This is a genomic window from Rathayibacter tritici, assembly GCF_001641005.1.
Classification (GTDB): domain Bacteria; phylum Actinomycetota; class Actinomycetes; order Actinomycetales; family Microbacteriaceae; genus Rathayibacter; species Rathayibacter tritici.
The window spans coordinates 3,133,003-3,145,213 of record NZ_CP015515.1 but is presented as its reverse complement, the minus strand read 5'-3'; the positions used below and the strand labels follow the sequence as shown (position 1 = coordinate 3,145,213).

Here is a 12,211-nt window from a genome sequence, read left to right as displayed (position 1 = left end):
GTGCGGCACCGGGACGCCCAGGACAAGGCCGGCTCTTCTTCGCCGACGCGGGAGGGGAAACTGATGGACCGGCTCCCTTCTTCTGCTCAGCGAAGCGGCTCGCCAATCCCGATGGCCTGACCCGAGCGCCTCAGCGCGCGAAGGAGCATCTCCACGCCGAGGTGATCGCTCCCGTTCGCGGGAAGCACGCTGCCGGCGCTGTCGAAGCCGCGGACGAGGACGTGATCCAGACGCACGAGCGGAGCATCCGCAGGCCAGGTCGGCCGCAGATCGGGAGCCTCGTCGGCAGCGTCTCGGAGAGGAGCGACCACGGGGTCGAGCGAGCCGCCGTTCAGATCGCCGGCGACCAGGAGCCGATCCGACTCGTCGTCGGCGAGCTCGGCGCGCAGCTCGGTCAGCATCGTCTCGCGTCCGCCGTCACCGGTCACGCGGAGGGAGGCCGCGTGCACGACGTAGAGGCGGACAGGTCCGGCGTCGGAGGCGACGTCGACCCGCAGGGCCCTGTTCCAGCTCAGGCCGAGAGCGAGAGGAGACCCGTCGCTGAGGGGAAGCGTGCTCCAGACTCCGATCGACCCGACGCGGTACAGGTAGGGGAACTGCCCCGCGAGGGCGTCGGCGATCGCCTCCGCGGACGACGGCGTGAGCTCCTGCAGAGCGATCACGTCCGGATGGCGCGCCGCGAGGGAGAGCGCGGTGGCGGCCGCGTCCTGGTTCTCGGCGTGCACATTCTCCGTGATGATCGACAGCGTCGCCGTGTCGGGGGCGATCCGCGCGACGAGCGCCGGCGCGAAGATCGCGGTCCAGGTCAGGGCGAGGGCGAGCAGCCCGGCGGCGATCCCCCGCGAGCGCAGGGCGGCAGCCAGCAGAGCCGCCGGAACGACCAGGGAGAGCGACCACGGCAGAAGGGTCCCGACGAGGGAACCCGGTGCGCCGAGAGCGGCGAGCGGGCGAGGAGAGAGGAGCAGTCCGCTCGTCGTCAGCAGCAGGGTCACCACGGCGACGACAACCGCGGTGCGCCCCACGGATGTGCGCGGTCTCCGTACGGGGGGAGCGGGCGTCGGTAGGGCGATCGTGGTCGTGGGCAGCATGGGCTCAGCGTCCGGGACGTGGATGAGGGGGAGGTGAGGTCAAGCGACCGGGAGCACGATCCGGATCGTCGTGCCGCCTCCCGGCGAGTCCTCGGCGGTGATGCGGCCCCCGGAATCCGCAACGATCTGCGCGGCGATCGCCAGCCCGAGGCCGGAGCCCGGCGTCCCGCGAGAGGCCGCACCGCGCCGAAACCGCTCGAACACGCGCTCGCGCTCGGCGCGGGGGATGCCGACGCCCTGGTCGACGACGTTGATGACCACTCGTCGAGCGTCGTCGAGGTCCACCTTGATCCGAACCGGCCGACCGGCACCGTACTTACCGGCGTTGTCGAGGACGACGTCCAGGAGGCGGGTGAGCCGTCCGTCCGGAACGAGCGCCTGCACGCCCTCGACAGCGGTCTCGACCGTGACAGGACTCGGCCACCGGCGCTGGGCCGCGGTCGCCGCCGCCCGAGCGGCGCCGACGACCTCCACCGCGGTCAGAGCGGGAGGACGTGCCCGGTCGCCCCGAGCGAGCTCGACGAGGTCGTCGATTGTCAGCGCCATAGCGTCGAGCTCCTCGACGAGCGCGGTGCGGAGGGTGGCCTGCGTCGCGTCGTCGAGGATGTTCGCGCCCGTGAGCAGTTGGATATTCGTCCGCAGTGTCGTCAGCGGGGTCCTCAGCTCGTGAGAAGCGTCGGCGACGAAATCACGTTGCGCGTCCTGAGCGATCGCGAGCTCGGCGAGCATCGCCGTGAACGAGCGGGACAGGCGCCCCAGTTCGTCGTTCCGAGCGGAGTCCGGCCCGAGATCGAGGGGTGCGTGCGGGTCCGCTTCGGCTCGGACTCGGCGGACCGCGTCGTCCAATCGCCGCACGGGGCGCAGGGCTGCCGTGGCGGCCGCTGCCCCGAACGCCGCGGCGAGGAGGACTCCCGCAGATCCCGTCACGGCGAGGGCGAGTGCTGTGCGCTCCAGAGCCGTATCAGTCTGCCGAGTCGGAAGGCCGACCATGACTGCGCCGCCGTCCCCCACGGGCAGGACGAGCACCCGCACCCCCTCTGACGTGTACCGCTCCCGCGGTGAGGTCCCGTCGATCACGGCCAGCACCTGGGCGCTGGTCCGCAGGGGGCCGTCGGCGGCGGCGGACATGCGATCGACACGTCGGACGCAGGCGGGCTCGATGACGTAGCGACAGGTGGACCCCTGGCCGCCCGTCCACTCCGGATCCGACACCAGCAGGCGCTGCACGCGAATCGCCTCACGGTCCAGCGCCGTGTCGAGAGAGCCGCGGAGCTGATCGGAGACGACGAGCCAGGTCAGGGCGGCCACGAGAACGACGGCGAGTGCGACCGCCCCGGCGACGACCGCGGCCAGGCGGCGTCGCAGCGATCCGCTCCGCACGCCGGTCACGGCTCGAGCCGGTAGCCGAGGCCGCGGACTGCGCGTATCGCAGGCGCGCCGGTGGCGGATGCCACCTTCTTGCGCAGGGAGCTGACGGTGACGTCCAGCGCGTTCGAGGCGGGGGCGCGGCCGGTCGGCCAGGCCGCGTCGCTCAACTCATCCCTGGTGCGCACCCGCGAGGGATCGCGGAACAGCAGGTCGGCGATGAGCGTCTCGAGGCGCGTCAGCTCGGTCTCGCCCGAGGGGCCGGTGAGCCGTCGCTGCTGCGTGTCGAGAGCGACGCCGCGCCAGAGGGGTGCTGCGGAGGCTGACGCGCCGCGACGGATCAGGGCACGCACCCGGGCTCGCAGTTCGTCCACGTCGAACGGCTTCCCGAGGTAGTCGTCAGCCCCGGCGTCAAGTCCGGCGACGCGGAGAGGAGCGCTGTCGTGCGCGGTGAGCATCATCACCGGCACGTCGTCACCGACAACCCTGAGCGCGCGGCACACCGCGGATCCGTCCAGGAGCGGCATGTTCACATCCAGGACCACCGCATCCGGATCGTGCTCGGCCACGGCCGCGAGGCCGGCGCGTCCGTCGGCGGCCGTGACCACCCGATGTCCGTCAGTCTCGAGGGCGACCCTGATGCCGAAGAGGAGGTGGGGGTCGTCGTCGATGACGAGCACGATACTCACGATTCCGTGCCCCTCTTCTTCTTACCCAGCGGTGTCCGGTGACCCGCTGAATGGTAGAAGAATGCGCTGCCGGTCTCTGCCGGGGGCGCGTCCCGCTCCCGCGGCGGCGCCCCCTGCCTCCCGGCCGAGCGGGATATCGCCGAGCAGGCGTGGCAACCGTGCGCCGTGCTGGGCGGAAGGGGTCAGGTGGTCTCCTCGCCGTCGTGCTGCAGACGCGCCTGAACGCGGCGGACGGCCGAGGCGATGCCCACCGCCAGCGCCGTCTTGAGCGCGAGCATCAGGCGTGGACCGGTGAGAGCCTCCCGCCCAGGCGAGGGCGCTGCGCGACGTCCGGGTGCGGGGCATCCCGGCACCCTCCGGGAGGGTTCGGCCCAGCTCGCTCCGCTTGAGAGCGTCGGTCGCGGCGCTCCGGCGCTCGCCGCGGTCGCGCGGTTCACAACTCAGGAAGGATGGCGGAGCAGGGCGCTCGATCCGCCTGTTCCCGGCGGCCGAACCAAATTTATCCTGCGTTATGAACGGTTCCGCGGCGGCGGACCATTGCGGGAGAGGGAAACGCCCCGCGAATGGGGGCCGTTGAGTGCACGCACGTTGCCTGTTACCGTGAACAGGACCGCACAGCAGGCGGTGTCGGAGACCTCGAGGTGGAGGTACCGCCGAGTCCTGCGAAGCGCGGTACGTCCCTCCCGAGGCCGCAGAGCCTTTCTTCCCGAGGCCGCTCCGGCGTCGGAGCCCCGCACTCCCGGGGGCGCGCCGCCCACGGTGCGCCTCCGGGCCCCACCCTTGACGACGGAGTCACGATGACGACCGGACCAACGCGCTCCGACGCCGAGCGCCCCCGAGCCGCGGGGCTCCGGCGCCGCCTCACCGCCGGGCTGCTGATCCTGCTCGCCGCGGTGATGGCCCTGCCCCTCACCGCCGCCTCACCGGCTGTCGCCCTCGGCGAGCCGACCTTCACCAACCCGATCGCGCCGGATACTGCGGACCCGACGATCGAGTTCCACGACGGCAACTACTACATGGTCGCGACCACATGGGACAACCGCGTCGTGATGCGCAAGGCGCCCACCCTCGCGGCGCTGGGAACCACCGCTCCGACCACGGTCTACACCGACACCAACCCCGGCCGGAACGCCGCCATGTGGGCGCCCGAGCTGCAGCGGCTCCAGGGTCCGAACGGCTGGCGCTGGTACCTGATGTACACGATGGGGGCCGAGGGGAACGTCGACCGTCAGCACCTCCAGGTGATCGAAAGCGCGGGCGACGACCCGATGGGCCCGTACACCTACAAGGGTCGGCCGATTCCCACCGACGACTGGAACATCGACGGCGCCTACCTCGAGCTGAACGGCGAGCTCTACATCACCTGGTCGGCGTTCTCGCCCGAGCCGAACCGGCTGCAGAACAACTACATTGCCAAGCTGTCCAACCCGTGGACCGCCAGCGGTCCCCTCACCGTGCTCTCGTCGCCCACCGAGCCGTGGGAGACCATCGGCGCCCCCGTCAACGAGGGCCCCGTCCCGCTGCAGAAGGATGGCCGCACCTGGATCGTCTACTCGGCGAGCTTCTGCGGCACCGAGGATTACCAGCTCGGCACCCTCGAGTACGACGGCACCGGCGACCCGGTGCTGGCCTCCTCCTGGACCAAGAGCGACGGCCCCGTGTTCTCGACGGCGAACGGCGAGTTCGGTACCGGCCACAACGACTTCTTCGACTCGCCGGACGGCACGGAGACCTGGAACCTCTACCACGCGAACCCCGGCCCGAACGACGGCTGCAGCCGCCAGCGCTCGGCCCGCGCGCACATCGTGGACTGGACCGCCGACGGCGAGCCCGACTTCGGCACTCCGCTCGGCACCTCGGCCCGCATCCCCGTGCCCAGCGGCGAGAACGCGCCGCTCACGGCTCGGGTCGAGGGCGCACCCTGGCAGTTGGTCAGCCGCAGTACCGGCCTGTGCGTCACCGTCTCCTCCGCGCAGAGCGGCGACGGCGCCGGAGTCGTGCAGGGTCCCTGCTCCAGCCCGCGCGCGAACTGGATGCTCGACGCCACCGGCGAGGGCGCCCTCCGCGTGATGAACGCCTCCAGCGGCAAGGCGCTCGGCCCGGTCGGCTGCGCCACCGGCTCCGCCGGACTCCAGCAGTCCGCGTGGCTCACCACCGGCTGCCAGCAGTGGACGGTCGCTCCGGCCACCGGCGGCTACTCCACCCTGACCAACCGCGCCAGCGGCACGCTGCTGGAGGCGTCCGGGACGACCGTGCGCCAGGCGGCCGCCACCTCCGCGGCGGCTCAGGAGTGGGTGCTCCGCCCCGCCGGACCCGTCGCCGTCAACTCGTTCGTCACCGGCAAGACCGTCGACCTGCCGAACTGCTCCACGGCCGGCAACGCGGTGCTCCAGCAGCAGGATTGGCTCGGCTCGCCCTGCCAGCGCGTCACCTTCGGCTCCGCCCCCGACGGAGCGCTCGAGATGCACCTGGTCTCCGCCGCCGCTCCGTGTCTCGCGGTCACCGGAGGCTCCACCGCCGACGGTGCGACCGTCACCCAGGGCGCGTGCGGCGTCGCGGGCAGCCGCTGGCGCCTCCGCCCGGGCAACGACGGCACTGTCGAGCTGCGGGCCGCGCACAGCGGCAAGGCGCTCGACCTGTCGAACTGCTCGGCGCAGAACGGCACCCGGATCGGCCAGTGGAGCGTCCTGAACAACGACTGCCAACGCTTCCGCGTCTCGCTCGGCGCTCCGGCGTCGACGGTGCCGCTACAGCCGGTGGCGACCTCAGCCGCGCGCTGCGTCGCTGGCACGGTCGTGGTGACCACGGTCGTGAAGAATGCGGATGACCTGCCCGTCGACGTCACCATCGGTACCGGCGCCACGGCGAAGCGGGTCACCGCGCTCGCCGGCGGAGCGAGCACCGCCACCGCCCTGACGACCCGCCAGACCAGCGTTCCGGCCGGATCCACGACGGTCGCCGTGGCGGGCACCGACGACGCGGGCCGCACCGCGACCGTCACCGCGAACCACCCCGCCCTCACCTGCGGCTGACCCGCGCCGATCGAGCAGTCGCGCCGTCGTGCTGGTCGAGTGGCCGCGCAGCTGCTGAGTCGCTGACGCGCCTCGCCCGCGTCGAGACGGCGCGGATCTACCCCCTCGCGGGGCCGACCGGATTCAGCTGCCAATGACTGCCAACAGACGGATGTCCCCGGCCCTCTTCGCCACTCTCGTGCTGGCTCCCGTCGTCGCGGTTCACGTCGTGATGCAGGTCGTGACTGCCCCAGGGTTGTCGTGGGAGCTTCTTTCCGTCCTGATCATCTACGCCGCGTTCTGGCTGAGCGTCTTTGCTGTGTGGCGCAGAACCGGCCGTCGGCGTCCCTGAGCGAGGTGCGGGAGACGTCCTGATCCCCTTCCTCCTCGTTCGGCGGGGAGTGGGATGAGGCGCTCGGCTCGTCCGCCGGTGCTCGCGCGAACGGCCGAGCCGCCGCCGCTTCGCTGAGGCCCCGCCGCCTCGACGGTGCCTCGGCGCACACCGGGTGGTCCTGACCCGCCGGAGCAGGCCCGGGCCGCCCACATTCGGGCACGGCAGGCTGGAGGGATGAGCGCGCCAGGAACCACTGACTCCTACGACCGCGTCCGCGTGCGCGGGGCCCGCCAGAACAACCTCCGGAGCATCGACGTCGACGTGCCGCGCGACGCCCTCGTCGCCTTCACCGGCGTCTCCGGATCGGGGAAGAGTTCGCTCGCCTTCGGCACGCTTTATGCGGAGGCGCAGCGCCGCTACCTCGAGTCGGTCGCCCCTTATGCGCGGCGGCTGATCGACCAGGTCGGCGTTCCGGACGTCGGTCGACGCGGGCAACACGGTGATCGTGGTCGAGCACGACATGCGCGTGGTTGCGGACGCCGACTGGGTCATCGACCTCGGGCCGGGAGCGGGCCGCGCGGGCGGCTCGGTCGTTGCGACGGGGACGCCGGAGGAGGTGGCGGAGGCGGCGGGCAGCCGCACCGCTGCGTACCTCCGCGCGGCTCTCGACCGGCGCCGCTGAATGGACGCCCGCGTTACCTGTTCGTTATGAAAAATGCGCCCACACGACCAAACTAGCGACACCCTGGGAATCGGCAGGTCGCAGGTGAAAACTCTCCCGTATGAACCAGACAGCGGCACCCGTGCGCGAGCACCGAGCGCGATACCTCCTGCTCGCCGCTCTCGCGGGCATCATCACCGGAGGAGTCCTCCTCGCCGTCGCCGAGCTCGTCGCCCTCGCGGTCGCCCGGACGGCGAGCCCCGTGCTTGCGCTCGGCTCCTTCGTCGTCGACATCGTCCCGCGCCCCCTCAAGGAGTTCGCGATCGAGACCTTCGGTGAGAACGACAAGACCTTCCTCCTCGGGAGCATCGGCGCCGCCGTCGTCGTCGCGGCCGCGATCGCCGGCGTTCTCCAGCTCATCCGCCCGCCGCTGGGCCAGGTACTGCTGGTCATTGCCGGCGGCCTCTCGATCGCCGCCATCGTCACCCGCGCCGGTGCCGCTCCGCTCGCCGCGGTGCCCACTCTGGTCGGCCTCGTCGTCGCCGTTCTCGTCATGCACCTGCTCTTCACGCGCCTGCGCGGCTGGCGCGCTGCACGGGTCTCGGAGGCGAGGGGAACATCCTCCGAGGCCCGTCCGGGGGCGCTCGAGCGCCGCGGTTTCTTCCGCATCGCGCTGATCACCGCCGTCGGCGCGGCCGTCGTGGGCACCGGAGCCCGCCTGGTCAACGCGGCGACCTCCTCGCTCGCCGGCGTCCGCAACGCCCTCCGCCTGCCGTCCCCCCGCAGCTCCGTCTCGGTGCCCGCCGGCGCCGAGCTCGACATCGACGGCATCACCCCGCTCTACACGTCGAACGCCGACTTCTACCGTGTCGATACCGCCCTCACCGTGCCCAACCTCGACCCGTCGGCCTGGTCGCTGAAAATCTCCGGAATGGTCGACCGCGAGGTGACGCTGAACCTTCAGCAAATCTTCGATATGGGTCTCGACGAATACGGCATCACCCTGACCTGTGTCTCGAACCAGGTCGGCGGCAACCTCGTCGGCAATGCCAAGTGGCTCGGCGTCCCGCTCCGCGACGTGCTGAAGATGGCCGGTGTGCAGAGCGGAGCCGACATGCTCCTCTCCACCAGCAGCGACGGCTACACCGCGTCCACCCCGATCAGCGCGGTGACCGACGAGAACCTCGATGCGATCCTCGCTGTCGGGATGAACGGCGAGCCCCTGCCGTTCGAGCACGGCTTCCCGGTGCGGATGATCGTGCCCGGTCTCTACGGCTACGTCTCGGCCACCAAGTGGCTCACCGAGCTGAAGGTCACCACCTTCGAGGCCGACCAGGCCTACTGGACCCCGCGCGGCTACTCCGCTGAGGCCCCCATCAAGATGTCCTCGCGGATCGACACCCCGCGGATCGGCGCGCCCGTCGCGTCGGGTGCCACCAAGATCGCGGGTGTCGCCTGGGCGCAGAGCATCGGCATCGAGAAGGTCGAGGTGAGCATCGACAGCGGCGACTGGCAGGAGGCGACGCTCTCGACCCCGGTCAACCTCGACACCTGGGTGCAGTGGTACGTCGACTGGGAGGCCCAGCCGGGCTCGCACTACGTCGCGGTCCGCGCGGTCGACAAGAACGGCCTGGTCCAGATCGAGGACCGCGCGCCGGTCGCGCCCGACGGCTCCTCCGGCTGGCAACGCACGCTCATCAACGTCACCTGACGCGCGGCGGGCTCACGACCGCGAGCGTGCGGGCCGAGAACGATGGCGAGGGTCGCGTACCGGTGTGGAAGGGCGCCGCCCCAGAGCGTCACATACCCCGCAAGAGAGCCGTCGGCGATCTCCTCCACCGCGAAGCCGACAGCGGTGGCGGTCGCGTTGGCGCTCCGCGACCGAAGCATCTCGCTGAGCCCGCCCGTCGGCCGCGGCAGAACGCTCGCCTGCTGGAGGACCGCCGTCGCCGGGTCGACCTCGAGGAGATCCTCCTCGATCGCCCGCCGCGAGATGCCACTTATGCGCGTTTTCCTCGGCGTGTCGCGCACATAAGTGGCATCTCGCGGGGAGGTACCGGGGGACGGGGGAGGCGGAGGGGCGGGCGCCGGGGACGACGTCCTGGCCGTGCTCGCGGCAGCCGACCACGCTGATCCACGGCACCCTCGACGAGGACGTGCCCGTCGCCTACAGCCGCCGCTCCGCCGACCGCCATCCGGGCGTGCGCCTGCACGAGCTCGCGGACACCAGCCACGTCGACCTCGTCGCCCGCCTTCGCCGCACTCCTCGCCGTGCTCGCGCGCCGGAGCACGCGCTACAGAACAGGCGGGTAGAGGAAGAGCGGCACCTTCGCGGTGGGGAAGGTGCGGGTCACATAGCTGTGCTTGCCGCCGTAGTTGTACTCCTCGAGGAGCACGGTGCCGTCGTCGTTGACCTTCTGCACGTAGGAGACGTGGTTGTAGGTCCACCACGCGACGCAACCGACGATCGGGACGCTGCTGGTCGCCCAGCCCTTCGCAGCCCAGTTGTCCGGCCACTCGTACGCGCTGCCACCGAGTGGCGTGATGTTGCCCCAGGTGTACTTCCACGGCGCGGAGGTGCGGCCGGCGTCGCGGTTCAGGCGCCACGCCACGAAGTCGACGCACTCGCGGTAGTAGTAGCCGAGCGGCGAGAGGCCGCCGCCATTGTCGTCGATGGTCTCGTAGGGCCACGGGTAGTCGTCGCCGGCCGCGCGGGTCTGCACGGTCGAGAACTCGCCACCGTTGGAGCCGGAGAGCACCGCCGCCTGGCGGCTGGCCTCGTCGAGTTGCGCCTTGGTTGGAGCGGCGAAGGCGTCACGCACGGCGGTCTGGCGGGTCGCGTCGGAGGAGACGGTCAGATTCTGCAGGCCGACCCGGTCCGCAGCGGCGCGGCCGGTTGCGGTGGCGGAGGCACTGCGGGCACCGTACGCGGGGATGGCGGCGGTGGCGAAGAGGCCGCCGACCACCGAGAAGGTACCGAACGCGAGGGCTCGGCGGCTGAGGCCGCGAGTCCGGGCCGGCTCGGCGGCGCGGGGTGCGCCGGGGCGCGAGGCGGCGCGGCGGGGTGCGGCGAGGCTCGATCGGGAAGCGGGGGAGGCGACCGCGGGGACGTCGACCGAGACGGTCCGAGCGGTCGCGACGGCGGCCGCGTCATCGACGTCGGGGGAGGCGGTATCGACCGACGCAGGGGTAGCGGAGGCGGCGGGCACGCCGGAGGCGGCGGAAGCAGTGGCGGACGCGGTCGCGGCGGCTGGCTCGGACGCAACGCCGCCCGCGACTACGGTCTGCTCCGCGGCGGCCGCAGCGGCGCGACGCTCGGCCTCACGGGCCTCCCGTCGCGTCCGGGGCGCACTCCGGGTGCCGGCACTCTCCTCAGGGGTGGGAATGCCTGGCTTCGACACGCGTGCGTTCTCCTCGGGTGACAGTTTCGACAGGGGTGGCAGTGATGACACGGCCGGGTGCCGGAAGGGCATCCGGCGAGGAGCCACTCTAGCCCGAGGCCCCTGCGTAACGGAACGATCACGGCGGATCAGGAGGGATGTTCCGGCTTCGCGCGCCCGCGCAGTGGGAGGATGGGGCGCAACCGGGAAGGAGCTTCTCATGACCGCACCCACCCCCAGCGCACCGATCCCGAGTGCACCCGCCCCGACCGGGCCCGTCCTCGTCGGCGTCGTCGACGGCCAGCGCCCCGAGGTCCTGCGCACCGCCGAGCGCGTCGCCGCCGATGCCGGAGCCGCGCTGCTGCTCGTGTCAGTCTCGGCCGATCCCTACCTCGTCGGCGAGTACGTCGATCCGATGACCGGCGGCGTCCCGATCGGCTTCGTCGGGGCGGGGGCCGATCGAGGCGACGGTCCGGCCGTCCCGCCCGAACTGCGCGAGACGGTCGAGCGCGAGCTCGACGACAGTCCTGTGGCCTGGTCGTTGCGGGCGGTCCGCGGGGAGCCGGCGCTGGCCCTCGCCGAGGTCGCCGACGAGGTCGATGCGCGGATGATCGTGGTCGGCACCCGCGACGCGGGCGTACTCGCGAGCATCGCGGAGTTTCTCGGCGGCAGTGTCGCCGCCCACCTCGCCCACCGTCAGCACCGTCCCGTTCTCGTCGTCCCGCGCGCCGACCGCGACACCTCGCGTCCCGCGCCCTGGGACCTCGCGGAGTGACGCGGCCCCTCCACCTGCGGCCCGCTGAGATTCTCCTGGTCGCGGCGGGCGGAACGGTCGGTACGGCGGCTCGTGCGGCGATCGGCGCCGCGCTGCCCCCGCTGGGGGTCGTGCCGGTCGCGACGCTCGTCGTGAACCTGCCCGGTGCGTTCCTCCTGGGCCTGCTGCTGGAGGCGCTGGCGCGGCGGGGATCGGACGACGGTCGCCGCCGCTCTCTGCGCCTCCTGCTCGGCACCGGTGTGCTCGGCGGCTTCACCACGTACAGCACCTTTTCGCTCGACACGGTTGCGCTGCTGCAGGGTGGGCACGGTGTCGAGTACCTCGCGTACACCGGTGGCTCGCTCGTGCTGGGGGTGCTCGCCGCCGCGCTGGGCATTGCGGTCGCGGGGAGCCGGAGGGGAGCGGTATGACGCCGGGTCTGCTGGTCGCGGTCGCTCTCGCGGGCGGAGTCGGCGCTGCGGCGCGGCTGGTGGTCGACTCGATCGCCCGCTCGCTCGTGCCCGCGCGCTGGCCGGTCGGCACCGCGCTGATCAACGTCAGCGGGTCGCTGCTGCTCGGGGTGGTCACCGGGCTCGTCCTGGCCGGGGTCCTCGACCCGGTCTGGCGGGCCGTGCTCGGGACGGGCGTGCTCGGCGGTTTCACCACCTTCAGCACGGCGAGCGTCGAGACCGCGCGGCTGCTGCTCGAGCGGCGCTGGGCGGCCGGCCTGGGCTACGGGATCGGTACGGCGGCGCTCGCCATCGCTGCGGCGGCCGCGGGGCTCGCGCTGACGGGTGTTCGATTCTCCTGAACCGGGCCCGCCTCGCCGCGCGATCCGCCCCGTGCACCCGGCGCCGTCACTCCTGAACCCCGCGCGGGCGAGGAGCCGCTGCCACGTCGGAGGGCGGCGCGGATCCCCGGCAACACTC

The 12,211-nt window shown here is 72.1% G+C and carries 11 protein-coding genes and 1 pseudogene; 8 read left to right on the top strand and 4 right to left on the bottom strand.

Annotated elements, in window-relative coordinates; all coding sequences use genetic code 11:
* Positions 1–86: 86 nt before the first annotated feature.
* From A6122_RS14335 to A6122_RS14325, 3 genes are all read right to left on the bottom strand, one after another.
* Positions 87–1,022 (bottom strand): endonuclease/exonuclease/phosphatase family protein, encoded by a 936-nt coding sequence (locus A6122_RS14335; RefSeq protein WP_068256274.1) that lies wholly within the window; start codon positions 1,020–1,022, stop codon positions 87–89.
* 105 nt (positions 1,023–1,127) lie between these two features.
* Positions 1,128–2,477 (bottom strand): HAMP domain-containing sensor histidine kinase, encoded by a 1,350-nt coding sequence (locus A6122_RS14330; protein WP_068256271.1) that lies wholly within the window; start codon positions 2,475–2,477, stop codon positions 1,128–1,130.
* Positions 2,474–3,142, bottom strand: a complete 669-nt coding sequence (locus A6122_RS14325; protein ID WP_084416093.1) for a response regulator transcription factor — start codon at positions 3,140–3,142, stop codon at positions 2,474–2,476. The genes A6122_RS14330 and A6122_RS14325 overlap by 4 nt, the downstream gene beginning before the upstream one ends.
* 797 nt (positions 3,143–3,939) lie before the next feature.
* On the opposite strand from A6122_RS14325, the gene A6122_RS14320 reads away from it, so the two are divergent.
* The 5 genes and pseudogenes from A6122_RS14320 (at position 3,940) to A6122_RS14305 (ending at position 8,859) form a co-directional block, all read left to right on the top strand.
* A complete protein-coding gene (locus A6122_RS14320) occupies positions 3,940–6,174 on the top strand; it encodes a family 43 glycosylhydrolase (RefSeq protein WP_068256265.1) in 2,235 nt (744 codons plus the stop codon).
* A 133-nt stretch (positions 6,175–6,307) separates the two neighbouring features.
* On the top strand, positions 6,308–6,505 hold the full coding sequence (locus tag A6122_RS14315) for a hypothetical protein (RefSeq protein ID WP_146076806.1): 198 nt from the start codon (positions 6,308–6,310) through the stop codon (positions 6,503–6,505).
* A 216-nt stretch (positions 6,506–6,721) separates the two neighbouring features.
* Positions 6,722–6,949, top strand: a pseudogene (locus A6122_RS17430) (hypothetical protein); the annotation flags it as partial.
* A gap of 43 nt (positions 6,950–6,992) precedes the next feature.
* A complete protein-coding gene (locus A6122_RS17050) occupies positions 6,993–7,169 on the top strand; it encodes a hypothetical protein (protein WP_167542315.1) in 177 nt (58 codons plus the stop codon).
* 100 nt (positions 7,170–7,269) lie between these two features.
* Positions 7,270–8,859, top strand: a complete 1,590-nt coding sequence (locus A6122_RS14305; protein WP_068256256.1) for a molybdopterin-dependent oxidoreductase — start codon at positions 7,270–7,272, stop codon at positions 8,857–8,859.
* Positions 8,860–9,442: 583 nt separating this feature from the next.
* On the opposite strand, the gene A6122_RS14300 is transcribed toward A6122_RS14305, so the two are convergent.
* Positions 9,443–10,549, bottom strand: a complete 1,107-nt coding sequence (locus tag A6122_RS14300; protein ID WP_068256254.1) for a CHAP domain-containing protein — start codon at positions 10,547–10,549, stop codon at positions 9,443–9,445.
* Positions 10,550–10,748: 199 nt separating this feature from the next.
* On the opposite strand from A6122_RS14300, the gene A6122_RS17425 reads away from it, so the two are divergent.
* From A6122_RS17425 to A6122_RS14285, 3 genes are read left to right on the top strand one after another with little or no spacing between them, the layout of a single operon-like run.
* Entirely contained in the window at positions 10,749–11,303 is a 555-nt protein-coding gene (locus A6122_RS17425; protein ID WP_068256252.1) for a universal stress protein, read from the top strand.
* Complete coding sequence (locus A6122_RS17420; protein WP_068256249.1) at positions 11,300–11,713, top strand: fluoride efflux transporter FluC; 414 nt, start codon at positions 11,300–11,302, stop codon at positions 11,711–11,713. The genes A6122_RS17425 and A6122_RS17420 overlap by 4 nt, the downstream gene beginning before the upstream one ends.
* Entirely contained in the window at positions 11,710–12,093 is a 384-nt protein-coding gene (locus A6122_RS14285) for a fluoride efflux transporter FluC (protein WP_068256246.1), read from the top strand. The genes A6122_RS17420 and A6122_RS14285 overlap by 4 nt, the downstream gene beginning before the upstream one ends.
* Positions 12,094–12,211 lie beyond the last annotated feature (118 nt).

Excerpts from the sequence above, each read along its gene's own strand:
- A6122_RS14320 (WP_068256265.1), top strand. The coding sequence starts at position 3,940 with ATGACGACCGGACCAACGCGCTCCGACGCCGAGCGCCCCCGAGCCGCG.
- A6122_RS17425 (WP_068256252.1), top strand. The coding sequence starts at position 10,749 with ATGACCGCACCCACCCCCAGCGCACCGATCCCGAGTGCACCCGCCCCG.
- A6122_RS14315 (WP_146076806.1), top strand. The coding sequence starts at position 6,308 with ATGACTGCCAACAGACGGATGTCCCCGGCCCTCTTCGCCACTCTCGTG.
- A6122_RS14285 (WP_068256246.1), top strand. The coding sequence starts at position 11,710 with ATGACGCCGGGTCTGCTGGTCGCGGTCGCTCTCGCGGGCGGAGTCGGC.
- A6122_RS14305 (WP_068256256.1), top strand. The coding sequence starts at position 7,270 with ATGAACCAGACAGCGGCACCCGTGCGCGAGCACCGAGCGCGATACCTC.